The organism is Streptomyces thermodiastaticus (genome assembly GCF_014656135.1).
In the GTDB taxonomy this organism is placed as follows: Bacteria; Actinomycetota; Actinomycetes; order Streptomycetales; family Streptomycetaceae; genus Streptomyces; species Streptomyces thermodiastaticus.
The window spans coordinates 15,320-39,204 of record NZ_BNBV01000010.1; the positions used below are offsets into that span (position 1 = coordinate 15,320).

Annotated in this window: 14 protein-coding genes and 1 pseudogene; 9 read left to right on the forward strand and 6 right to left on the reverse strand. The window is 68.9% G+C overall.

From position 1 onward, the window contains the following. Positions 1 to 1,317 (reverse strand): ABC transporter substrate-binding protein, encoded by a 1,317-nt coding sequence (locus tag IE286_RS12005; protein WP_189796660.1) that lies wholly within the window; start codon positions 1,315 to 1,317, stop codon positions 1 to 3. 476 nt (positions 1,318 to 1,793) lie between these two features. Between IE286_RS12005 and IE286_RS12010 the strand changes: the two genes are divergently transcribed. After that, entirely contained in the window at positions 1,794 to 3,641 is a 1,848-nt protein-coding gene (locus IE286_RS12010; protein ID WP_229862390.1) for a pectate lyase-like domain-containing protein, read from the forward strand. Between the two features lie 56 nt (positions 3,642 to 3,697). On the opposite strand, the gene IE286_RS12015 is transcribed toward IE286_RS12010, so the two are convergent. Both IE286_RS12015 and IE286_RS12020 read right to left on the reverse strand, forming a co-directional pair. Beyond that, complete coding sequence (locus tag IE286_RS12015; protein ID WP_229862393.1) at positions 3,698 to 4,222, reverse strand: Rv1352/Rv1906c domain-containing protein; 525 nt, start codon at positions 4,220 to 4,222, stop codon at positions 3,698 to 3,700. 133 nt (positions 4,223 to 4,355) lie between these two features. Next, positions 4,356 to 5,582, reverse strand: coding sequence for a DNA sulfur modification protein DndB (locus IE286_RS12020; protein WP_189796661.1), 1,227 nt, complete (start codon positions 5,580 to 5,582; stop codon positions 4,356 to 4,358). Between the two features lie 276 nt (positions 5,583 to 5,858). On the opposite strand from IE286_RS12020, the gene IE286_RS12025 reads away from it, so the two are divergent. The 4 genes from IE286_RS12025 (at position 5,859) to IE286_RS12040 (ending at position 14,679) form a co-directional block, all read left to right on the forward strand. Beyond that, positions 5,859 to 8,057 (forward strand): N-6 DNA methylase, encoded by a 2,199-nt coding sequence (locus tag IE286_RS12025; protein ID WP_189796662.1) that lies wholly within the window; start codon positions 5,859 to 5,861, stop codon positions 8,055 to 8,057. A 123-nt stretch (positions 8,058 to 8,180) separates the two neighbouring features. Continuing rightward, a complete protein-coding gene (locus tag IE286_RS12030) occupies positions 8,181 to 10,172 on the forward strand; it encodes a type I restriction-modification system subunit M (protein WP_189796663.1) in 1,992 nt (663 codons plus the stop codon). Next, entirely contained in the window at positions 10,172 to 11,500 is a 1,329-nt protein-coding gene (locus IE286_RS12035) for a restriction endonuclease subunit S (RefSeq protein WP_229862402.1), read from the forward strand. The genes IE286_RS12030 and IE286_RS12035 overlap by 1 nt, the downstream gene beginning before the upstream one ends. Continuing rightward, positions 11,497 to 14,679: a type I restriction endonuclease subunit R gene (locus tag IE286_RS12040; protein WP_189796665.1), complete on the forward strand. Its 3,183-nt coding sequence runs from the start codon at positions 11,497 to 11,499 to the stop codon at positions 14,677 to 14,679. Before IE286_RS12035 ends, IE286_RS12040 begins: the two co-directional genes overlap by 4 nt. 61 nt (positions 14,680 to 14,740) lie before the next feature. On the opposite strand, the gene IE286_RS12045 is transcribed toward IE286_RS12040, so the two are convergent. Further along, positions 14,741 to 14,944 carry a DUF397 domain-containing protein gene (locus tag IE286_RS12045; protein ID WP_189796666.1) on the reverse strand — a complete coding sequence of 68 codons (204 nt, stop codon included), beginning with the start codon at positions 14,942 to 14,944 and terminating at the stop codon, positions 14,741 to 14,743. After that, the gene (locus tag IE286_RS12050) at positions 14,941 to 15,795 is read right to left on the reverse strand and encodes a helix-turn-helix domain-containing protein (protein ID WP_189796667.1); all 855 of its coding nucleotides are present in this window, start codon (positions 15,793 to 15,795) and stop codon (positions 14,941 to 14,943) included. The genes IE286_RS12045 and IE286_RS12050 overlap by 4 nt, the downstream gene beginning before the upstream one ends. A gap of 119 nt (positions 15,796 to 15,914) precedes the next feature. Here IE286_RS12050 and IE286_RS12055 point away from each other — a divergent pair, with 119 nt between their 5' ends. Continuing rightward, on the forward strand, positions 15,915 to 16,358 hold the full coding sequence (locus IE286_RS12055; RefSeq protein ID WP_229862404.1) for an ATP-binding protein: 444 nt from the start codon (positions 15,915 to 15,917) through the stop codon (positions 16,356 to 16,358). Between the two features lie 25 nt (positions 16,359 to 16,383). Here the strand turns inward: IE286_RS12055 and IE286_RS12060 are convergent, their stop codons facing one another. Continuing rightward, the gene (locus tag IE286_RS12060; protein WP_229862406.1) at positions 16,384 to 18,018 is read right to left on the reverse strand and encodes a pectate lyase-like domain-containing protein; all 1,635 of its coding nucleotides are present in this window, start codon (positions 18,016 to 18,018) and stop codon (positions 16,384 to 16,386) included. A gap of 551 nt (positions 18,019 to 18,569) precedes the next feature. Here IE286_RS12060 and IE286_RS12065 point away from each other — a divergent pair. The 3 genes and pseudogenes from IE286_RS12065 to IE286_RS27895 all read left to right on the forward strand — a co-directional run. Further along, entirely contained in the window at positions 18,570 to 20,189 is a 1,620-nt protein-coding gene (locus IE286_RS12065; RefSeq protein ID WP_189796668.1) for a serine/threonine-protein kinase, read from the forward strand. Between the two features lie 140 nt (positions 20,190 to 20,329). Then, positions 20,330 to 22,453, forward strand: a complete 2,124-nt coding sequence (locus IE286_RS12070; protein WP_229862409.1) for an AIPR family protein — start codon at positions 20,330 to 20,332, stop codon at positions 22,451 to 22,453. Positions 22,454 to 22,493: 40 nt separating this feature from the next. Further along, a pseudogene (locus IE286_RS27895) lies at positions 22,494 to 23,621 on the forward strand (3'-5' exonuclease); the annotation flags it as partial. Positions 23,622 to 23,885 lie beyond the last annotated feature (264 nt).

The following is a 23,885-nucleotide window of genomic DNA, read 5'->3' on the forward strand; positions in this document are numbered from 1 at the left end:
TCACTTCGCGGGCATCTGCTGCTGGGCCTTGAGGAGCTTGGCCTTGACCGACTCGGTGGTCACCGCGCGGCCGGCGGCGGCGTCGGCGAACAGCTCCTTCACGGCCGTCCCGACGGTCGTCTCGAACTGCGACTCGGACGGCACCTGGGGCAGCGCGGCGGCGCTGGTCGCCAGGGTGTTCTTCAGCACGGCGGTCTCCGGGGTGTTGAACGCGGGGTCCGCCTGCGCGGTCTTGACCGGCGGGATGGAGCTGAACGCCTTGTTGAGGATCTTCTGCTCCTCGTCGCTGGTCAGGAACTTCACGAACTGCGTGGCGCCGTCCAGGTTGTGGGTGTTCTTGAAGACGGCGACGTTGACGCCGGCGACCATGGAGTTGATCTGGGTGCCGGAGCCCGGGGTCCCGGACTGCACGGGCACCGGCGTGATCCCGTAGTCGTCCGGGTTCATGCCCTGCGACCTGAGGTTGGCGGAGGCCGTCTGCCACAGCAGCATGGCGGTGCGGCCCTTGGCGAAGTCGCTCACCGACTGGTTCTGCGCGTACTCGGCGTTGCCCGGCGGGATGACCTTGTCCTTGGCCATCAGGTCGACGTACTGCTTGACCGCCGCGACCACCTTGTCGGAGGTGAAGTCGGGTTTGCCGTCGGCGGTGAAGAAGTCGGCGCCGTGCTGCTTGGCGAAGACGAAGACGTGGTGGACGTTCTCATTGAGGCTGGCGCCCTCGGCGCCGATCGCCTGCTTGCCCTTGGCCTGGATCTTCTTGCCGTCGGCGATCAGCTCGGCCCAGGTGGCCGGCGGCTTGGAGATGCCCGCCTCGGCGAAGATCTTCTTGTTGTAGTACAGCCCGTACGCCATCGAGTACAGCGGTACGGCCGCCGGGTCCTTGCCCGGGGCACCGGTGGAGCCGAGTGCGGAGTCGACGAACCGGTCCCTGCCGCCGATGGCGGCGAAGTTCTTCTCGTCCCACGGCAGCAGCGCGCCGGTGGCCTGCAGCGAGGCGCTCCAGGTGTTGCCGATGTTCAGCACGTCCGGGCCCTGGCCGGAGGTGGTCGCGGTGAGGATCCGGTTCAGCAGGTCGTTCCAGGGCACCACCTCCAACTTCACCTTGATGCCGTTCTGCTTTTCGAACTTGTCGAGTTCGGGCTGCAGGACCTTCTTGTCGATCTCGATGCTGGCGCCCTGGTTGGAGGCCCAGTACGTCAGGGTCTTGGGCGAGTCGTTCGACCCGCCGCCCGTCGGTGTCCCGCCCCCGCAGGCCGAAACCGCCAGGGCGAGAGACAGGGTGACGGCGCCTACGGCCGCGGCTCGGATGCTGCGCATGGCTCCTGGTGTCCCTTTCCGGGAGTCGAGAACCCTGAGGGGCGACCGGCGTCGACGACTCTGCTCCCCGTTCGACTTCCTAAGCCGCCTCATGGCTTAATTTAGGACGTGAGTTAAACCTCGCCGGGTGGGTCCGTCAAGGGATCCGGCAACGGCATCCGAGCGCCGCGCGGCCCGGCGACACACCACGGCACGCCCCGCGGCACCCGCAGCCACGCCCTGACCAGCGGCGAACGCCACGGACCCGCGTATTGCAACGGTTGGATATCGGCGCCGCCCGGCAGACCGCTGTGCGGCGGTACGCCCCGAAGGCCCGCACCCCTTGCGCCAGTTGACGAACCACCCACCGCACCACGAACCAGACGCCGAAGCCGCCGCACCTCTTGACGCCTCGTTCACCCACGTGAAGCATTCACCCGCGAGAGAGCGCTCTCGAACCCCCCAACGTTCACTTCCTGAAGACCAGGAGAGCCGCCATGTCCTCCGACTCCCCCACACCCGGCCGCGCCGACGGCTCCGACAGCCGCACGACGGCGCCCGGCACCCTCGGCCGGCGCACCGTCCTGGCCTCCGCCGCAGCAGCCGCTCCCCTGCTGGCGGGCCTGTCCGCCGCACCTGCGTCCGCGCAGACAGGCGCCGCAACCGCCCGTGACACCGCCCGCACGAGCACCCGCGCCCTGCAGGGCGGCGGCGACCTCGGTCCGAACGTGTACGTCTTCGACCCCTCCACGCCGGACATCCAGGCCACGCTGGACGACATCTTCCGCCGCCAGGAGTCGGACCAGTTCGGCACCGGCCGCTACGCCCTGCTGTTCAAACCCGGCACCTACCAGGGGCTGAACGCCCAGATCGGCTTCTACACCTCCATCGCCGGCCTCGGTCTGTCCCCCGACGACACCACCATCAACGGCGATGTGACGGTGGACGCGGGCTGGTTCGACGGCAACGCAACGCAGAACTTCTGGCGGTCCGCGGAGAACCTGGCTCTGGTTCCCGTCAGCGGCAGCAACCGCTGGGCCGTCGCCCAGGCCGCCCCGTTCCGCCGCATGCACGTGCGCGGCGACCTGAATCTGGCGCCCTCCGGCTACGGCTGGGCCAGCGGCGGCTACATCGCCGACAGCCGCATCGACGGCCAGGTCACCCCGTACTCCCAGCAGCAGTGGTACACCCGCGACAGCGCGGTCGGCGGCTGGCTCAACGGCGTGTGGAACATGGTGTTCTCCGGCGTCGAGGGCGCTCCCGCGCAGAGCTTCCCCAACCCGCCGTACACCACGCTCGACACCACCCCCGTCTCCCGTGAGAAGCCGTTCCTCTACCTCGACGGCGACGAGTTCCGCGTGTTTCTGCCGGAGAAGCGGACCGACGCCCGGGGTGTGTCCTGGGGCAACGGCACCCCGCGCGGCACCTCGCTGCCGCTGTCGCAGTTCTACGTCGCCCAGCCCGGTGTGACGGCCGCGGCCCTCAACCAGGCACTGGACCAGGGCCTGAACCTGCTGCTGACCCCGGGCATCTACCACGTGGACCAGCCCATCCAGGTCAACCGCGCGGGCACGGTCGTGCTCGGCCTCGGCTACGCCACCATCGTCCCGGACAACGGCACCACCGCGGTGCGGGTCGCCGACGTGGACGGCGTACGGCTCGCCGGCTTCCTCATCGACGCCGGCCCGGTCAACTCCGAGACCCTGCTGGAGGTCGGCCCCCAGGGCGCCTCCCAGGACCACTCGGCCGACCCGATCACGGTGCAGGACGTCTTCGTCCGCATCGGCGGCGCGGGCGCCGGCAAGGCCACCACCAGCATGGTGATCAACAGCCGCCACACCATCGTCGACCACACCTGGGTGTGGCGCGCCGACCACGGCACGGGCGTCGGCTGGGACACCAACCGCGCCGACTACGGCATCGTGGTCAACGGCGACGACGTGCTGTGCACCGGCCTGTTCGTCGAGCACTTCAACAAGTACGACGTGCAGTGGAACGGCGAACGCGGCCGCACCGTCTTCTTCCAGAACGAGAAGGCCTACGACGCCCCCGACCAGGCGGCCGTCCAGGACGGCTCGGTCCGGGGCTACGCGGCCTACAAGGTCGGCGACGCCGTCACCGAGCACGAGGGCTGGGGCCTGGGCAGCTACTGCTACTACAACGTCGACCCGACCATCGTCCAGGACCACGGCTTCGCCGCCCCCGACCGCCCGGGCGTGAAGTTCCACGACCTGCTCGTGGTCTCCCTCAGCGGCAACGGCCAGTTCGCCCACGTCATCAACGACACCGGCGCCGGAACCTCGGGCACGGACACGGTGCCGTCGACCGTGGTGTCGTATCCGTGATGGGGGTGGCCCTTCCCGTCGAGGGAAGGGCCACACTTTTCGCCGGCCCCGGCGGCTCAGCCCACCTTCTTCCACTCCTGGCACCGGTTGGTCGTGAAGTACTCGCCCTTGTGCAGGGTCACTCGCCCCGGTCCCTGGAGGTTGTTGTTGGCGATGATGGAGCCGAACTCACCGCTGGCGTCCTTGGCGCGCTCCCAGTAGCAGCCGAATCCGCCCTCGGGCCCGGCCGTCCGGTAGGTCCCGACCTCGATGTCCTCGCCGACGACGTACTCCCCCTCGCCCGGGAAGTGGTCCGCCGGGCCGGCCTTCTTGTCCTTGCCGGCGCTGTCGCTCGCGGTCTGGGTGACGGTCACCGTCGGCCGGGGTCCGGCCTTCGCGTCCGATGCTTTCGTACCGGTGTCGGCCGAGCTGCCGCTGCTGCCGATGCCGACGCCGACGCCCAGGGAGATCAGGGCGACCGCTCCGTACCGCAGCCACCGCTTGCGGCCGCGTGCGGGCCGATCGGGTCCAGTGGGTGCGCCGGGCCCGAGGGGGCCGTTCGGTCCGTCACCGGACTGCGGGCCGGACGTGTACATGGTCATGAAAGTGCTCCCTCCGATGGTGTGGGGTGCGAGATGCGTGGCGCCCGGTGCGACGGGCCGGCCGGCCCGTCGTGCGGGGACGCCTGGGGTGGCGCGGGTGGCGCCTTCGCGGTGCGGTGGGTCCGCGGGCCGGTCACAGCCCCCGGATCCGGCGGCCGTTCTCCGTGGCCGGGTAGAGGATCGCGTCGGCCACGCGGCCTCCGGAGTCCTTCACACCTCCGCTGAAGTTGAGCCGCCCCGACGTGCCGGTCTTGGCGGCGACGCCGTCCCAGTAGGCCGCCTGCCGCTCCCAGCGGATACCCGCGAGCATCTGGTCCAGTTCCTCGGTGCTGATGCGGGACGCCGGGTCGCTCCACGGCAGGGTGTGGTGGACGGCGATGCCGAGGCCGGCGAGGACCGCGGGGGCCGTGATGGCGCTGCGGCGCGCGAAGTCGCCGGAGTGCTCGGAGATGAGCCGGGCCAGGACCGGTACGACCATGGCCTCGGCCTCCTCCGGCCGGACCCCGGCGGGCAGTTCGTCCTCGTACACCGACTCCGCCGACCGTGCGAGCCCGCTGCGGCCGAAGAGGGCGGTCACGACGAGGGAGCGCAGCGCGGACAGCGTGACCACCTCGCGGTCCGACGCGGACACCTGCCGCTTGCTGGAGTTGACCAGCCGGGCGAACGGCACGCGCCGGCCGTCGACGTCCACCTTGACGGAGTCCGCGACCAGGTGCGCGAGGCGGGTTCCGAAGTCCCGCTGGTCCATGGACATCGCGAGGTTCTTCGCGACGGCCACTCCCTGCACGTTGCGGTCGTAGAAGATCTGCCGGGCGTCCGACGGGGCCAGGTCGATGTAGAGCTCGAACGGCACGCGCACCCGGGCGAGTTCCGGATACGTCAGCCCGAAGGTCTCCGGGTCGTCGTACAGGTCGTGCCAGGCGGTGGTCTGGGTCTCGCCGTCGATGGCGATCACCATGGTGCCGGGCGTGATCGTCAGAGTGCGCAGGCCGGTGCCGGGCACGAGTTCGTCGCCGATCGCGCTCAGCGGGCCGGCGTGCCACAGGGTGATCGGCGGGGTGGACCAGGCCGCGCCCAGCTCGCCCTTCAGCCCGGCAGCGATGTACTCGGCGTACGGCCCGACGTTCTTCCCCTTCTGCGACGACTTCAGCGTCCGCTGCACGGTCGCCCGCAGCTCGGCGTGCCGGCGCACGAGCCCGGGGGCCGTCTTGAGCCGCCTCGGGTCCTCCTCCGTACGCGGCGACGGCACGAGCTGGACGAGCGTGGGCACGGACATCGTCCCGATCACGGCGTCGTCGCGGAACGGCATGACGGTGAGCTGGGTTCCTTCGACGACGCCGGTCGGCATGGTGAGGCGCATGGTCTCCCCCCGGAGTTCTGTGAGCAGGAGTTGTGTGAGCAGCAGTTCTGCGAGCAGGCGGGACCGATGCCCGCCGGGACGAGGAGCCCTGGGTGTCACGGCGGCAGGCCAGGGCGGCAGCAGCCGACACCGCACGAAGGCCTTGCCGGCAGGCACTGCGGGACTGGAAGCGAGAACAGATAAGCACATCCGTGAAAGCATCGTCAATCTCATTGGCGCGCTTGACAAGTGCTGTAGGTTGTTGACGTCCGCTTCCAAGACACCAGGACCGTGCCCATGCCACAGCCATCCGCGCAGGTGACCGCTGCCGAAATCTCCCGTATCGCCGGAGTCACCCGTGCAACGGTCAGCAACTGGCGTCGCCGGCACCCCGACTTCCCGGCGCCGTCCGGCGGCACGGACAGCAGCCCGCTGTACGACCTCCAGGCCGTCCGTGCCTGGCTCGCGTCCCGCGGACACGCATCGGCGGCCAGCCCACCGGAGGAACTCAGGACGACCCTCCGTCTCCACGCGCCGGGCGGCACCTCCGGCACCGGCAGCGCGGATCTGCTGCTGCTCACCCTGGCCGCCGCAGACCGCCCGGCCGACGAGCTCACCGCCACGGCGCAGCTGCCGGACACCGACCTGGCGGCCCGGGCGGAGCGCGACGTCGCCGCCCTGCCCGACGCCGTACCCGGCGCGCAGGACGTCCGCTTCCGGCCGGCCGACGCGCCCGTGCTCCGCGCGCTGTACGCCTGTGTCCGGGACGCGGGCGGCCGTGCCGCGGCCGACGTCCTGGCGGAGCGGGACCTGGAGGACAGCGCGGCAAGCGGTACCTACCGCACGCCGGCGCCCCTCGCCGACCTGCTGTCCCGTCTGCTCCCGGGCACCCCGTCACGTGTGTTGGACCCGGCCTGCGGCAGCGGCACTCTGCTGGCGGCGGCGGCCCGCCGGGGCGCCGGAGAGTTGTACGGGCAGGACATGCTGCCGGTACAGGTCCGCCGCAGTGCGGTGGAGCTGATGCTCACGGCGCCTAAGGCCACGGTCACGGTGCGGGCTGCCGACAGCCTCCGCGCGGACGCGTTCCCTGATCTGTTCGCGGACGCGGTGCTGTGCAATCCGCCGTACGGCGTGCGGGACTGGGGCCACGACGAGCTGGCCTACGACCCGCGGTGGGCGTACGGCGTCCCCGCCCGCGCCGAGTCCGAGCTGGCCTGGGTGCAGCACGCTCTCGCCCATGTCACACCGGGCGGTCATGCGGTCCTGCTGTTGCCGCCGGCCACGGCGAGCCGCTCCTCGGGCCGGCGCATCCGCATCGAGCTGGTCCGCAGCGGTGCGCTGCGCGCGGTGATCGCCCTCCCGCCCGGGGCCTCGGTGCCGCTCCACATCGGGCTGCAGATCTGGATTCTGCAGCGCCCGGAACCCGGCGGCCTGGAACGCAGGTCCGTGCTGTTCGTGGACACGGCGGCGTCCGCGTCCGAGCCGACGGGACCTGCCGGTACGGCCGCCACGGCACGGACGCGTGGCAGCAGCCGTTCCGCCTCGGTGGACTGGGCCGTGATCAGCCGGCGGGCGCTGAGCGCATGGCAGGCATTCACGAAGGACCCGGAGACTTTCGAGGGCGAGCCCGGAGTGGCGCGCGCGGTCACGGTGGTCGATCTGCTGGACGACGTGGTGGACCTCGCCCCGGCCCGTCTCGTCCGCGCGTCGCGGGCCGAGGTGGACCCGGCGGTGCTCGCCTCAAAGGCCGAGGCGGCACGGCTGGACCTGGTGACCGCCGCGAAGGCGCTCGGCCGGGCCGCCGGGTACGACGCCTGGAGCGCGGCCGGTGACCGCGCGCGCGAGTGGCGTGCTGCCACGGTGGCGGACCTGGCGCGCGGAGGGGCGCTCAGCGTGCTGCGCACCGGGCCCGAGAGCGGCGGGCGCGGACGCACGGACGACCGTGCCGGTGACGGGACTCCGTCCGCCGGCCGGCCGGTCCTCACCGCGTCGGACATCGCCGACGGGGTACCACCGACCGGGAGCGAGGCCGACCTGCACGCGGAGGCCGCGCCCGTGATCGCGGCCGGTGACGTCCTCGTGCGGGCGATGCCCGGCGGCCCCGGCCCGATGGCCCGGGTCGCCGGCGAGGAGGAGCGCGGGGCACTGCTAGGTCTCCACATCCACCTGTTCCGCCCGGACCCGGCGCGCCTGGACGCGTGGTTCCTCGCCGGGTTCCTGAGCGCGGAGGAGAACATCGCGGGCGCGTCGACAGGCAGCACGGTGCGCACGGTGAACCCCGGCCGGCTGCGCGTCCCCCTGCTGCCGCTGCAGGAGCAGCGGCAGTACGGGGAGGCGTTCCGGCGGGTGCACGCGCTGCGTACGGAGGCGCAGCGCGCGACACGGCTGGCGGAGGAGACGGCGCGGCTGCTGGCCGGCGGCCTCACGGGCGGCCAGCTGCTCCCGACGCGCAAGCCGGCATCAGGTGACCCCCGAGGTGACGTTTCACCCCGGTAGGCACACGGCCTCCACACATAGACCACACCTTTGCGCATAGACCACAATCGACAGGCCGTCCCGGCCGGCGAACCGGCCGGCACGGTGGGGTATGGGACATTCAGGAAGGATCCGGGGATCCCATTGGACAGCAGTAAGCACACGGAGTTGGCGAACCACGCGTGGTCCGTCGCCGATCTCCTGCGGGGGGACTACAAGCAGTCCGAGTACGGCAAGGTCATCCTGCCGTTCACGGTGCTGCGGCGCCTGGAATGCGTGCTGGAACCGACCCGCGAGAAGGTCGCCGAGGTCGCGGAGCAGTACAAGGACGGCGACATCGACCCGGACCGCTTCCTGCGCCGGGCCTCGGGCCACTCCTTCTACAACCGATCACGCCTCACGCTGAAGAGGATCGCCGCGGACCCGCAGAACGCGGCGAAGAACCTGCAGGTGTATGTGGGGGCGTTCTCGGACAACGCGCGGGCCGTGCTGGACCGCTTCGAGTTCGCCCAGCAGGTCAGACGGCTGGACAGCGCGGGACTGCTCTACCAGGTCATCGGCAAGTTCACCGACCTGGACCTGCGCCCGGAGGTCGTGCCCAACCACAACATGGGCTACATCTTCGAGGAGCTGATCCGCCGCTTCGCCGAACAGTCGAACGAGACGGCCGGTGAGCACTTCACACCGCGCGAGGTCATCCGGCTGATGGTGCGGCTGCTGGTCGCCCCGGACGGCGACGCGCTGCACCTGCCGGGTGTGGTGCGCACGGTCCTGGACCCGGCCTGCGGCACCGGCGGCATGCTCTCGGCGATGGACGACCTCATCAAGGAGCTGAACCCGGACGCCACCGTGGAGGTGTACGGGCAGGAGCTCAACCCGGAGTCCTGGGCGATCTGCCGGTCCGACCTCATGATCAAGGGGCAGAACCCGGAGAACATCGCCTTCGGCAACTCCTTCTCCGACGACGGGCACGCCCGCAAGACCTTCGACTACCTGCTGGCCAACCCGCCGTTCGGGGTGGAGTGGAAGAAGGTCAAGGACGAGGTCACGGCCGAGCACGAGAAGCTGGGCGACGCGGGTCGCTTCGGTGCGGGCCTGCCGCGCATCAACGACGGCTCTCTGCTGTTCCTCCAGCACATGATCTCGAAGATGAAGCCGGTCGACGTGAACGGCGGAGGCGGCTCACGCATCGCCATCGTCTTCAACGGGTCCCCGCTGTTCACGGGCGCGGCCGGCTCGGGAGAGTCCGAGATCCGCCGCTGGATCCTGGAGAACGACTGGCTGGAGGGCATCGTCGCCCTGCCGGACCAGCTCTTCTACAACACGGGCATCTCCACGTACTTCTGGATCCTGACGAACAGGAAGAGCCCGGACCACAAGGGCAAGGTCATTCTGCTGGACGCCCGCGACCAGTGGCAGAAGATGCGCAAGTCCCTGGGCGACAAGCGCAAGGAGCTGGGCCAGGAGCACATCGCCACGGTGGTCAAGCTGTACGGCGAGGCCCTGGCCGTGGCGGGCGACCCGGAGCACCCGCTGCACGGCAAGGTGAAGGTCTTCTGGAACGAGGACTTCGGCTACCAGCGGATCACGGTCGAACGCCCGCTGAAACTGCGGTTCGAAATCACGGAAGAGACGCTGGCGGCACTGGAGGCGTCCAAGCCGATCCAGAAGCTGCCGCAGGCTGCGGCTTTGGCGGACGCCTTCAAGTCCCTGATGGGCGCGAGCTGGGGCACGAAGCAGGAGGCTTGGCTCGCATTGAAGGACGCGGTGGTGCAGGCCGGCGGGATGTGGCCCACGGGTGCGTCGTTCAACAAGGCGCTGCGCGAGGTCGTCGGGGTGCGGGATCCGGAGGGTGAGGTGCAGCTCGTCAAGGGCCAGCCCGAGCCGGACCCGGAGCTGCGGGACTACGAGAACGTTCCGCTGGGCGAGGACGTCGAGGAGTACCTGAAGCGGGAGGTCCACCCGCATGTGCCGGATGCGTGGATCGACCACAGCAAGACGAAGATCGGGTACGAAATTCCGTTCACGCGGCACTTCTATGTGTATGAGCCGCCTCGGCCGTTGGCGGAGATCGACGCGGAGTTGAAGGCGTTGGAGGCGGAGATCCAGGGGCTGTTGGGGGAGGTTACGGAATGATGGACTTCCAGCACGCCCTTCCTCACGGATGGGAAACGACCCGCCTCGATCGCGTCGCGACAGTCAATGCCAGGATCGGATGGAAGGCTCTCACAGCTTCAGAGTACCAACCAGATGGTTACGCCTTTTTGGCTACACCTAATATCAAGGATCCCGAGATCGACTTCACCAATGTGAATTACATTTCGGAGTTCCGATACAACGAATCCCCCGAATTGAAACTACAGATTGGCGATGTTCTACTGGCAAAAGACGGCAACACCTTGGGCGTTGTCAACATCGTTCGCCGTCTGCCACGCGCTGCCACGGTGAACGGCTCAATCGCTGTGCTCCGCAGTTTCAACATGGAGCCACGTTTTCTTCGCTACGTCCTCCAGAGCAACTTCCTCCAAAGCCACATCAATGCCGTCAAGGACGGCATGGGCGTTCCCCATCTCTTCCAACGAGACATCAAGCGCTTCCAACTTCCTGCCCCTCCGACGGAGGAGCAGCGGCGCATTGCCGACTTCCTCGACGCCGAGACTGCCCGTATCGACCGCTTGATGCAGCTGCGCCGCACACAGGTGGCCTCCCTCGAAGAGCGGTACAGCACAGCAATCTCGGAACTGACCACGCCCGGCATTAGCACGGCTCACACGCGGAATTCCACCTGGCCTTGGCTGCCAGAGCAGCTTGCTACGGCACGGTTGGGTTACCTGGCACGCGTGCAGTCGGGTGTCACCGTTCACGGTGCCCGCGCCCAAGATTCTGAGGACGCCACCTTTCCCTACCTCCGGGTAGCGAACGTACAGGGGGAGCGACTGGATCTCACGGAAATCAAAGAGATCACCATTCCGCGCCCTATGGCCATGCGCTCAATGCTCCAGCCGGGCGATGTCGTCATGACGGAAGCGAATGGAAATCCGGACAATCTCGGCCGCGGAGCCGTATGGCACGGCCAAGTCGCGAATATGGTCCATCAAAACCATGTGTTCGCCATTCGTGTCGACCGGGAGAAACTGATCCCGGAGTACCTTTCGGCACTTCTGGCGGCATCACACGGCCGCAGGTACTTCCGCTTCACCTCGACTCAAGTCGGAATTGCCACGACCAGCAGCTCAAAAGTACTCGACTTTCCAGTGCCGGTACGCACGATCTCGCACCAAGCGGCCATCGTCAGCGAATATGAATCGTTGAAGTCGGCGGCAGACCGCACACGCTCCGCCCTCACACGTCAACTCTGCCTGTTGGCTGAACGCCGCCAAGCCCTCATCACCGCCGCTGTAACCGGCCAGCTCGACGTGTCCACCGCCAGCGGCCGCAACGTAACCGAAGGAGTCACCGCATGAGCCCCGTGCACGACGAGTCCTCCTTCGGATCCGCCATCGTCGCCGCCCTCTGCGAGCGAGGCTGGCGTGAGGCGAACCCCGAGGACTACCAGGCAGACCTCGGGCTCGACACCAACGAGCTGTTCACCTTCATCGGCGCGACGCAGCCCGACGAGTGGGACGAACTGCTGACCGTCTACGGCGGCGATCCCAACGAAGCCCAGCGCGGCTTCGCTCAGCGCCTCGACCGTGCCATCGCCGACGACGGTTTACTCACGGTGCTTCGCAACGGAGTCAAAGACCGCGGGGTCCGCATCCGCGTCGCCTACTTCAAGCCTAACCTGATCTCGGCCGACTCCGTCCTCGACGGCTACCGCGCCAACCGCCTCACCGTCGTCCGCGAACTCCCCTACGCCACCAAGCAGACCGACCGGGGTCACCGTCTCGACCTCACCCTGTTCCTCAACGGCATCCCGGTCGCCACGGCCGAGCTGAAGAACCCGCTCACGGGTCAGGGTGTCGAGCAGGCCAAGGAGCAGTACCGCACGGACCGCGACCCGACCGAGCTGATCTTCACGCGTCGCGTCATCGCGAACTTCGCCGTCGACCCGGACCTGGTCTTCGTCACCACGCAACTGCGCGGCAAGAACACCCAGTTCCTGCCCTTCAACACCGGATCGAACGGACCCGGCCAGCCCGGTGGTGCCGGCAACCCCGCGCCGGCCGCCCCCGGCGCCTACGCCACCTCCTACCTCTGGGAGGAGGTCTGGCAGCGGGACAACTGGCTGGATCTCCTTCAGCGTTTTGTGCACCAGCAGAAGCGCAAGACACCCGGCGGCGGCACCACCAAGTCGACGATCTTCCCCCGCTTCCACCAGTGGGACGTGGTGCGCAAGCTCACCGCGCACGCTGCCACGCACGGCGCCGGCCACAACTACCTGATCATGGCGTCCGCGGGCTCCGGCAAGTCGAACACCATCGGCTGGCTCAGCCACCGCCTGAGCGACCTGCACGCCGACACCAACCCGAGCGCGCTCGACCCGGAAGCCGTCGCCGACCGCCGCATCACGCCTGGCGAGCCGGTCTTCGACAAGGTCATCGTCATCACCGACCGCCGCAACCTGGACGCTCAGCTCCGGGAGACCGTCGGCAGCTTCTCGCAGACGGACGGCCTGGTGGTCAAGGTCGACGAGAAGCACGGCGCCAAGAGCGAGCAGCTCGCCCGTGCCCTCTCCCGGGACACCGGGAAGATCGTCACGGTCACCCTGCACTCGTTCCCTGCGCTGCTCGACTACCTGAAGCGCAACCCCACCGAGATCCAGGGCAGCCGCTTCGCCATCATCGTGGACGAGGCACACTCCTCGCAGTCCGGCGACGCCGCCACCGCCGTGAAGTCCGCGCTGCGCGATCTCGGTCTGGACGCCGACTCCGACGACGAGGGCGCCACCACGGTCACCGTGGACGACAAACTGAAGGCGAAGGCCGTCGAGCGCTCACGCGCCGCGAACCTCTCCTACTTCGCCTTCACCGCCACGCCCAAGGCGAAGACCCTCGAACTCTTCGGTATAGAAGGCATGGAGAACGGCAAGACCGTCTACCGTCCCTTCCACACCTACTCGATGCGCCAGGCCATCGAGGAAGGCTTCATCCTCGATCCGCTGCGCAACTACGTCACCTACAAGACCTACTGGAAGCTGGTGAACCAGAACCCGGACGAGAAGGAGGTCGACCCCTCCAGGGCGAACTCCCTCCTCGCCCGGTTCGCGCTCACCCACGAGCACACCGTCTCCCAGCACGCCCAGGTGATCGTCGAGCACTTCGTCGCCCACACCCGCGGCCGGCTGGGCGGACGCGCCAAGGCCATGGTGGTCACGGCCTCCCGCCAGTCCGCCGTGCAGATGGCCCGTGCCATCCGCAGTTACATCAAGGACCGCGCGTACGACACGAAGTACCCGGACCTCGGCGTCCTGGTCGCCTTCTCCGGCTCCCTCACCATCGACGGCGCGGAGACCACCGAGAGCAAGGAGAACGGCGGTCTTCCCGAGAGCGCGTTGCCCAAGGCCTTCGCCTACACCCGTGCCGACGACAAAGCCGTCAAGGCCGGCGGCAAGGGGCAGCAGGAGTACCGGATCCTGGTCGTCGCGGAGAAGTACCAGACCGGGTTCGATCAGCCGCTTCTGACGACGATGTACGTCAACAAGAAGCTGACCGGTATCTCCGCCGTGCAGACGCTCTCCCGTCTCAACCGCACCGCGGAACGCAAGTCCCAGGCCGACCTGGCTGTGCTGGACTTCGTCAACGAGGCCGAGGACATCCAGGACGCCTTCCGCCCGTACTTCGAAGAGGCGCACACCCTGCCCTCCGACCCCAACCTCCTCTACACGGCCCAGAGCCGCGTGATGTCCGCCCCGGTCATCTCCGAACAGGACATGGACGAGTTCGTCGCCGCGTACTTCGAAGCGGAGGAGAAGGCCGGCGGCTCCCAGTCCAAGTGGGAGAAGCTGCACGCCGAGCTGTACCGGCTCCTGTCCCCCGCCGTCACCCGCTTCACTCACCTGCTGGAGAGCGAGGACGAGGACGACGTCGAGACGGCCGAGGACTTCCGGGCCAACCTCAACGACTACGTCCGCAAGTACGGCTTCCTCGCGCAGATCGTCCCGTACCACGACCCCGAGCTGGAACGGCTGTACCTCTACGGGCGCTACCTCCTCAACCGGCTGCCGCGCCGCGCGGACGGTGGCGTCGACATAGGAGAGATCGACCTCAGTCACCTGCGCCTCGAGAAGACCGGCGAGCACGATGTGTCTCTCCGGCCCGAGGGCTCCGCCGAGCTGAAGGGCTTCGGTGACGGGGTGGGCGGCGCCAAGGACGCCGAGAAGTCACTGCTGTCGAAACTGATCGAGCAGTTCAACGCCAAGTTCGGCACGGACTTCAGGGACGAGGACGTCCTCCCGGCCTTCAATGCCACGAAGGAGGACCCGAAGGTCCGGGCCGCCGCACTCGTCAACGACGAGACAAACTTCGGCATCGTCTGGGACAAGAAGTTCGAGGAGAACATGATGGACCATGTCTCCACGATCGCGACGCTCGGCAAGCGGTACTTCGGCACGGACCGCGACTTCAAGTCCAGTCTCGACCGCAGCGCCCGCCGCGCGGCCTGGCGGATGATCCGCCGGGAGGAGGGACTGGAGGACATCTGAGCCGGTCGGGGCCCGGTAAGACGTGCGCGCACCGGGCCCCGGCACCTCTACCCCGCTGGACTCAGCGTCCGGCGGCCATCCGCACGAAGCAGGCCCACGCTGCGGGCCCGAAGGAGAGCCTGGCTTCCGTCGGTCGCTTCGTGTCCCGGACATGGACGACGTCTGTGACGGTAGCTACTTCCACGCATTCACCACCGCCGCCGGTGCTGTAGCTGCTCTTGAACCAAGCTGCTTCTGGCACAACCTGCGCGGCACGGACGCTCATTGCTCTCCCAACAGTTTCTCGATGAACGCGGAAGACTCGCTCGGCGTGAGGGCCTGTGATCGGAGGATGCCATACCGGGCCTCCAGTTCACGCACTCTTACCACGTCGGTGTACAGACGACTGTCGTCCTGCACCTCTGCGTACGCGATGCGCTGGCGCTTGTCCACATCGATGAGGGTGAACGGGCCACCCAACGCAGCATTGTCCTCCCGATCGGTCGGCATGACTTGGACTTCCACATGCCTCAACCGGCTCATGAGCAGGATGTGTTCCAGAGCTTCACGCATGATTTCCCGGCCGCCGAGCGGCCGCCGCAGAACGGCCTCTTCGATCACGAAGCTCATCAACGGTGCCGGCCGTCGGTTGAAGATCTCCTGCCGTGCCAGCCGTGCGTCCAGACGCTGTTCGATCACATCGTCGTCCAGCAAGGGGCGCTGCATCCGGAAGACCGCACGCGCATACCCCTCGGTCTGCAACAACCCCGGCACGGCGTAGACCGCGTAGACGTTGAGCGCCGTTGCTTTGGCCTCCAGACGGGCCGCGTCCCGGAAATAGGGTGGGTACTGAGCCCTGGCCATCTCCTCCTTCAGCGCGATCAGCACACCCCCGGCGTTCAGCACCTCGTCCGCCCGCTCGATGAACCGAGGTTGCGGGATGCGCCTGCCCTGCTCGATGGAGGCCACCGTCTCCGCCGAGTACCCCATCCGCCTGCCGAACTCGGCGCGGTCCAGGCCTGCCCGGATCCGCAGCAGTTTCAACTGCCGTCCGAAGGCGATCACGACTCCGGTCCCCGGATCGTCGTCCGGTCGCCGCCCCGGCTGTTGCCCCGCCTCGTCGTCCCGCACGGTCATCGCTCGCGCCTCTCCCCACGCGTACCGCTACGTACAGCGCGCGCACGCCCACGGACGAAGCCGCTGCGTCAGCGCGTCACCGCTGGTCACGGTACGCCACGGCCCGCCACTGTGAGTGCATGACCGTAACTCCATCACCCATGACGGTGCACCGGTTCGCGATGCGCTTCAGTTCCACTCCGCGCGGCGCCCGCCTCGCCCGGCACCTGTGCGCTCACCGGCTGGACGTCTGGGGCGTCCCGTACGGCAGCGACGCGCACGACGCCGTCGTCCTCGTCCTCGCGGAGCTGTGCACCAACGCCGTCCGCCACGGACGTGTGGCGGGGCGGGACTTCGCTGTCCTGCTCACCCTTGCCCCGGCCGCCCGCACCGTCCGGATCGAGGTCACCGACACCCGTGGGGAACGCCTCCCCCGCCCGTCCGCCGCCCGCACCCCGGCGGACGAGGTGCGCGACGGCGGGCGGGGTCTCCTGCTCGTCGAGGCCCTGGCCGACCGCTGGGGCTTCGGCCCCAGGGCCGACGGCGGGCCCGGCAAGACGGTGTGGGCGGAGTGCGTGGTGTGAACGGCGGCGCCCGGTGCGGCAGGCGTCAGACTGTGGCCACGCCGTTCGAGTACGACTTCATGTTGTAGGTGCCGAAGCCGTTGGCGACGGGGTTGCCCGCGTTGTTGATGCAGTGCAGGATGCCGCCGCCGCCCGCGTCGTTGAGGCAGACGGTCATCAGCGAGGTGAAGACGACGCCCGGGGTGTCGGGGACCTCGTAGGCGCGGTCGGTGTAGATGTTGGCGTGGAGGTTGAAGAAGGCGTAGCTGCCCAGGCCCCAGGCGTGGTGCTCGGTGACCTGGTCGGCGACCTTGTAGGCGGCGAAGCCGTTGGTGTCGCCGTGTCTCCAGGCCGACTGCGTCGGCACGTCGTAGGGGTGCTCGTTCTGGAAGAAGTAGGTGCGGCCCTCGTTGCCGTTCCAGAGCACCTCGTAGTTCTGGTGGTGCTCGACGAACAGGCCGTAGGCGGTGACCCGGTCGCCGTTGACGAGGAAGCCGGTGCCCGCGGGGTTGACGGACCAGCCGACCGTGCCGTCGAGGCCGTGGTCGGCGCGCCAGGCCCATACGTGGTCGGCGATGACGTCGTTGCTGTCGATCTGAATGCTGACGTCGGTGCCGCCGGGCAGAGCGCCGCCGATGCGCGGGAAGATGTCGAAGAGCACCGTGGGCCGCTCTGCGTGGCTGGTGCCGGTCCTGCCGTTGCCGACCCGCAGCAGCACGGGAGAGTTGGCGGAGGCGGCTTCGAGGATGACGCCGGCCACGGTGACGTCGTCGATGTCGTCGACCTCGATCAGGGAGGTGCCCTGGACGGCCTGGAGGGTGGCCAGGCCGAGGCCGAGCACGACGGTGCCGGGCCGGGACACCCGCAGCGGCTCGGTCAGCGGGTAGATGCCCGGGGTGAGGAGGAGGTGCTTGCCGTCGGCGAGCGCGGCGTTCATCGTCGCGGCGGAGTCGCCCGGCTGCGCGACGTGGAACGCGGCCAGCGGGATGCCGTGCCCGGCGGCCGGTCCGCCGGCCCAGGTGGTGCCGGTGGTGTCACGGCGCAGCGCGGGCACAAACACCTGGTAGGCGCCCTGGCCGTCGACGGTCAGGAACGGCTTCTCCCGGATCACGGGGGTGCGGTCGATCCTCGTGTAGGGCGGGTTCGGGAAGGACGTGGCGGGGGCGCCCTGGACGCCGACGAAGACCATGTTCCAGTTGGAGCTGGTCCAGCGGCCGATGGTGTCGTTGCGGGAGATCCACTGCTGCTGCGAGCCGGAGTCGATCTGGCCGTCCACCACGCTGTCTGCCAGGTAGCCGCCGCTGGACCAGCCGTTGCCGGGCGGGCTCGGCATGAGGATCATGTCGCCCTTCACATGGACGCGGCGCATCGGTCCGGCCTGGGCGACGGCCCAGCGCTCCAGCCCGTCCGGCGGCACGATGGTCAGGTTCTCGGCGGCCCGCCAGAAGTTCTGGGTGGCGTTGCCGTCGAACCACTGGGCGTCGACGGTCACATGACCGTTGATCACGACATCCTCGGGGCTCGCGCCGAGTCCGAGCACATGGGTGTAGAAGCCGACGTTGATGTCGACGTTGTACGTGCCCGGCCGGAACGCCAGGGCGTAGCGCTCGGTGCCGAACTGGTTGGACTGCTGGACGGCGAACACGTCGTCGATCTGCTTCTGGATCGCCGCGTCACCCATCGACGGGTCGAAGACCAGGACGTTTGGTCCCAGGTCAGCCGCGCGGTGCGCTGCGGCGCCACGGCCGTGGGGGGCGTGGGGCGACGCGACGGCGGATCCTGCGGTGGCGCCGACCAGCGGCGCCGCAGCGGCAGCGGCCGCCGCCCCGCGGAGCAGAGCACGACGAGAGGGATTCACGGACACGGCTCTCCCTGAGCATGGTGGGGCATACGGGACCGCGGCTGGTCCTCAACCGCGGGAGAGCGCTCTCGGCCGTGGAGTGAATCATCGTCAGCCCGCAAGCGTCAATAGGTCTGGACCATTACCGGATCACTCACAGGGGTCGGCTGCTCCGAGCCGCGGGGCTCGTTCCGGCGCACACCTGCATCAGCTGACCTGCGGGCTCGGGCGGTGCATGTGGTCAGGACGCAGGCCTTCCAGATGCCACGTGTCACGGTCCCGTTGCTGCCCCTCCCTCGCTGGACGCGGAAATCTGGCACCCGCGAAACTGATTCCCGGTACAACGAAACCAGGACCACTTCGGTCACGTGACGGGCGGGGCGGGGAACCAGGTGCCGGACGTGCGACGGATCGCGGAACGCTACGAGCTGCTGGAGCAGGTGAGTCACGGCGGCATGGGAGATGTGTGGCGGGGCTACGACGCGGTACTGGACCGGCCGGTGGCCGTGAAGCTGATCCGTCCCCAGGCCGTGACGTCCCCGGTCCTGGCGGAGGAGTTCGAGAAGCGGTTCCGGCGCGAGGCACGGATCACCGCGCGCATCCAGCACCCGGGTGTGCCACAGGTGTACGACGCGGTGCTGGACGAGTCGTACGAGCAGCTGTTCCTGGTGATGGAGCTGGTCGACGGCGTGCCGTTGACCGCGTATGTGCACCCGGAGCGGCCCCTGCCGGTCGGCTGGGCGGTCGCGGTGGCGGCGCAGGTAGCGACCGTGCTGTCGTACGCCCACGACGTGCCGATCGTGCACCGTGATCTGAAGCCGAGCAACGTCCTGGTGGCGCGGGACGGCACGGTGAAGGTGCTGGACTTCGGGATCGCGGCCATCCTCCGGACGGACGTGACGAAGCTGACGGCGACTGGCAGTCCGATCGGCACGCACCAGTACATGGCTCCGGAGCAGGTGCGCGGGAGTCGTGTGACGCCCCGCACGGATTTGTACGCCCTCGGCTGCGTTCTGCACGAACTGCTGTGCGGGCAGCCGCTGTTCAGCGGCGACAGCGAGTTCCAGCTGATGATGCAGCACGTCAACGCCGCTCCTCCGCCTCTGCGGCAGTTGCGTGCCGATGTGCCGGAGCAGCTGGAGGCACTCGTCCTGCATCTGCTGCGGAAGGCGCCCGAGGCGCGTCCTGCGGACGTGCAGGAGGTGTACGAGCGGTTGCTGCCGTTTCTGCCGGGGCCCGGCGACGAGTCGGCGCCCGAGACAGCGGTGCCCGCCGGAGCACCCGACCCCACCGGTGTCTTCCGCCGACCCTACGCGCCGCGCTCACGGGCCGGTGGCGCGGGCGAGCGTCCCGCAGCGGATGCTCCCGCCCCCGCCGCGCCTGTCGCCGTCCCGGAGGCCGAGCGGGAGGAGCTGCGCGAACGGATCCGCGAGGTCCATGCGCACTATCGCGCGCTGATGGAGGAGGAACGGTACGCGCAGGCCGCGGAGGTGGCGGGCGAGATGATCGAGCCCGCGGCGCGCGCCCTGGGATCGGACAACAAGGTGGTTCTGGGGCTGCGCATGCGCCGGGCGGTCAGCCGTCAGCTGGCCGGCGACCACAGGGCCGCGCTGCCCGAGTTCGAGGCGCTCGCGGACGCGTACGCGCGCGTCAACGGTCCCGGCAGCCACGAGGCGCTGGACAGCCGGGCCCAGGCGGCCCGCTGCCGTGGCGAGCTGGGCCAGGTGACGGAGGCGCTTGCCGGGCTGCGCGGTGTTCTCGAGGTGGTGCGTGCGGTCGACGGCGATGTCAGCGAGAACGCCGTCGAGTTGCGCCGCGACATCGGCATGCTGCTGCTGGCGCAGGGGCGGGCCGCGGACGCGTTCGACGTCCTGGAGCCGCTGCACGCGGATCTGTGCGTGGTGTTCGGCCCGGACGACGAACTGGCAGCCGAGGTGGCCGAGACCCTGGCCATGATTCGGCTGGATCTCGACGGCGCGCGTCCTGATTCCACCGCTCCTCGGCGGCAATGAGGGCAAGACGCTCGCTGCTGGAGGAAATCGTGGAATGATCACGCAGGGTGGGGCGGCGTTGCTGCGCCCACGTGCTGCACTGCGCAGGTGGAGGGGACGGGAGCATGAGCGCGAAGAGGGCCGGGGATGGGTTGCCGAGCGTGATCACACAGGTCCGGCAGGTCGGCGGGGCGCTGAGAAAGGTGTACGGCAATCTGCTGGACACCGGAGATCTGGAGGGTCTGCCTCCCGACCAGCAGGAGCCGCGACTGCTGTCCCGGGCGCTCACCGCGCAGGCGGTGCGGATCGTAACAGGGTTCAGTCCCCAGGATGCAGCACGTACCGTCATCGACGGCCATGCCGACCAGGGCATCGACGCCATCGCCGTGGTGGACGGCCCCGACCCGCACATCTACCTGGTGCAGGGGAAGTGGAGCCCCGAGGGGAAAGCGGCGGCCGACCGCAAGGCGGTGCTGGAACTTTTCGCCGGTCTGCGTCTCATCGACGACGAGGACTTCGCGCCGTTCAACCCACGAGGGCGTCAGCTGGCCGAGTACGCCAAGACGGTCATGGACCGAGGTCCCGTGCCGGTGACGCAGGTCATCGTCCTGATGCGCCCGGAGGAGCCGGGTCCCGGTTTCCAGGACGCCCTGATCAACGGTGAGAAGGAGTTCAACCGCTACGGCGATGTCCTCGACCACCGGATCATCCTCGCACCCGAGGTGTGGGCCTCCGTCCGGCAGGACCTCAACCCGAAACCGGTCGAGCTCACCACCACGCTGTTCCCTTGGTTCTCGATCAGTTCCCCGTACGAGTCCTACCAGGGCGTCGTGACCGCCGAGGAAGTGGCCGAATGGGCCGCGAGCGGCTCGGAGCTGTTCAATCTGAACATCCGCAACCCGCTAGGCCGAACCCCGATCAACAACGCGCTCATCGAGACGCTCACCGAGGAGCCGTCGTACTTCTGGTACTTCAACAACGGCATCACCGTGCTGTGCGACTCGGTCGAGAAGGCGCAACAGAACAGGCGTGCCCCACAGCACTTTCCGCTCACGCTCACCCTGCACAACGCCAGCGTGGTGAACGGTGCACAGACCGTGCGCTCCGTGGCCGAGGCGCTCGCGTCGGACGACGGGGCGGCGCAGGCGCAGATCGGCGTGCGCATCATCGTGACCGGTGCGGCCGAGGATTTCGCCAGGAAGACGACCCAGGCCACCAACCGTCAGAACAGCGTGGTGCCGCGCGACTTCATCGCGCTCGACCCGGTCCAGGCGGCGATCGTCGAGGAGATGCGTGCCGAACTCGGGCTGGAATACAGCGTGCGGCGCAGCGAGCTGGAGCCGCCCGAGGAGACCGGTTGCTCCGTGGTCGAGGCGGCCTGTGCGCTCGCCTGTGCCCACAACGACGTCCAGTACGCGGCGCGCATGGGCGTCACCCTCGATGTGCTCTGGGAGAGGGGTTCTCAGGGCATCTACGACGTCCTGTTCCGGCCGCAGCCCGGTGTGTACCTGCTGTGGAACGCGGTGCAGGTCCTGCGCGAGGTCCGCCGCTCTCTGTACAAGCTGCGCAGCCGCTACGAAGGGCGCGGCGCGGCCCTGACCGAGCACGGCGGCTATCTGATCGCGCACCTTGTGTTCCGGCTGCTGGACACCGAGGCGATCGACGAGCCTGATCCCGACCTGAAGTGGTGCAAGGAGGCCACCCGGAAGACCGGGGACCTGGTCAAGCAGTTGCTGCCCGTCGTCGCAGCGTCGATCGACGAGCTGTTCACCGAGCGTTCCCAGATCCGTGCCGTGTGCGCGGACGTCACACGATGCCGCGAGCTGTCCCAGCATGTTCTCGGCATCATCAGGGACGGCAGAACCGCCAAGACCCCGGACAAGTACCGGCGTGCGCAGCTGCAGCGCAAGCGTCGTCGCCCCAACGCGGTCACGGTACTCGTCGACAAGCAGGTCCTCGGCGACGGAGAGCCGCTCACTCTCAAGGCCGGCTACCCGCTGGAGGAGGAGGCGCTGCGGGACTGGCTGGCCGAGGACGAACGCCGTGCCCGGGCGACCTGGGTCAACCATCGCACCAAACCGCTTCTGTGGGCGGCCGATGGCTGTCAGTACTCGCCCTCGGGTCTGATCAGCCGCATGTGGGAGCTGGCGGAGTGGGAGAGGCGTCCCGTGGCGAACCAGGGGACGGCCCGGTGGGCAATCGCCACCGGCGAAACTCTCGCGGATCTCGCGTGGCGTGTGCTCAACGACCTGGAGGAGGCGGCCGAGGACGAACCCGTCCGCTGAGGCGGAGTACCCGACGGCGGGCTGCTCCGCTGAAGAAACAAAGGAGCAGCTGGAGGTCTTCGCACCGCTGCTGCCGCAGGACCAGCGTGAGGTGCTGGAGTTCCTCGCGGAGGGCTGCTCGGTCGAGGAGGTGTGGCAGGAGATCGTCGCGCCTTCCCTGCAGTCCTCGACCCGGCCGGTGGATCCGCAGGACCACGACGCGGCGATCCAGCACTCCCGAGCACGGATTGCCGTGGTCACCGCGTCGGAGGAGCTGCGGGACATCCTGGAGAAGCCGTTCGCGGCCTGGCGGATCTTCCTGCACCCCTCCCAGCGCAAGGTGGCCTACCGGCCGTCCTACGCGGGACCGGCCCAGGTCACGGGCGGGCCGGGCACCGGCAAGACGGTCGTCGCGCTGCACCGGGTCAAGCACCTGCTGGGGTATCTGCGCGACGGGGACCGGCGTCTGCTGCGCGCCGCAGTTCCCGCCCGGACGACCTTTTCATCGCCGGTGATCCGCACCAGCGGATCTACGATGCGAAAGTGTCGCTGAAGTCGCTCGGGATCAAGGTGACCGGGCGCTCGGTGAAGCGGCGCAAGAACTACCGCAGCACGCAGGAGATCTTGCGCTGGTCCACGGCGCTGCTCCTCGGCCGGCCCGTCGCCCAGCTGGAGGACGAGAACCGGAACGATACGCTCCTTGGCTACCGCTCGGCGCTGCGCGGCCAGGGACCCACAGTGCATGCCGCGACGACCGAGGAGGCGGAGCTGGACGCCCTGGTGTCCCGGGTGCGGGCCTGGCTGGACGCGGGTGTCGGCGCCGGGGGAATCGGCGTGAGCGCCCGGTTCAACAAGACCTGCGCCAAAGCCGTGTCGCGTCTCACGGCGGCGGGCATTCCCGCGGCTCCGCTGCGTTCCGCCGACGCCGCCGGGGACACAGCGGCGGTCCGGGTTCGGCACGATGCACTCGTTCAAGGGTCTAGCTGTGTCGCCGTCGTCGGTGTGAACGACGGGGCCCTGCCGTTCCCGAAGGCGGTGACACCGGCCGAGCTGGACCAACAAGCAGTACGAGACCGACATGATGACCGAACGCTGTCTGCTCTTCGTCGCGTGCACCAGGGCACGCGACAGCCTGTATGTCTCGTATGCGGGCAAGCCGAGCCCGTTCCTGGTGGAGGCGGGTGTGTGACGAGCGCCCTGCGGGCCCGTCAGCACCCGGTCCTCGTCAAAGCCACGTGGCGGGACAGGCAGGTCAGCGACGGGTCCGACCCGGGCTCCAGTCCCGGTTGCGCGGGCCCCCGGCACGCCATCCGGCCGTGCGGGCCGCGTGACGGGAAGGGGAAAGGTGTGTGAACACCGACGGCTCGCCGGCCGCGCTGCACCACCGCGGCCCTGCAACGCGATGCGGCCCGGACACCGCGTCGTGGCATGTGAACATGGGTGTGCGGGGCGG

Excerpts from the sequence above, each read along its gene's own strand:
- IE286_RS12055 (WP_229862404.1), top strand. The coding sequence starts at position 15,915 with ATGACCGTAACTCCATCACCCATGACGGTGCACCGGTTCGCGATGCGC.
- IE286_RS12005 (WP_189796660.1), bottom strand. The coding sequence starts at position 1,317 with ATGCGCAGCATCCGAGCCGCGGCCGTAGGCGCCGTCACCCTGTCTCTC.
- IE286_RS12060 (WP_229862406.1), bottom strand. The coding sequence starts at position 18,018 with ATGGGTGACGCGGCGATCCAGAAGCAGATCGACGACGTGTTCGCCGTC.
- IE286_RS12025 (WP_189796662.1), top strand. The coding sequence starts at position 5,859 with ATGCCACAGCCATCCGCGCAGGTGACCGCTGCCGAAATCTCCCGTATC.
- IE286_RS12050 (WP_189796667.1), bottom strand. The coding sequence starts at position 15,795 with ATGACCGTGCGGGACGACGAGGCGGGGCAACAGCCGGGGCGGCGACCG.
- IE286_RS12015 (WP_229862393.1), bottom strand. The coding sequence starts at position 4,222 with ATGACCATGTACACGTCCGGCCCGCAGTCCGGTGACGGACCGAACGGC.
- IE286_RS12040 (WP_189796665.1), top strand. The coding sequence starts at position 11,497 with ATGAGCCCCGTGCACGACGAGTCCTCCTTCGGATCCGCCATCGTCGCC.
- IE286_RS12045 (WP_189796666.1), bottom strand. The coding sequence starts at position 14,944 with ATGAGCGTCCGTGCCGCGCAGGTTGTGCCAGAAGCAGCTTGGTTCAAG.
- IE286_RS12010 (WP_229862390.1), top strand. The coding sequence starts at position 1,794 with ATGTCCTCCGACTCCCCCACACCCGGCCGCGCCGACGGCTCCGACAGC.
- IE286_RS12020 (WP_189796661.1), bottom strand. The coding sequence starts at position 5,582 with ATGCGCCTCACCATGCCGACCGGCGTCGTCGAAGGAACCCAGCTCACC.
- IE286_RS12035 (WP_229862402.1), top strand. The coding sequence starts at position 10,172 with ATGGACTTCCAGCACGCCCTTCCTCACGGATGGGAAACGACCCGCCTC.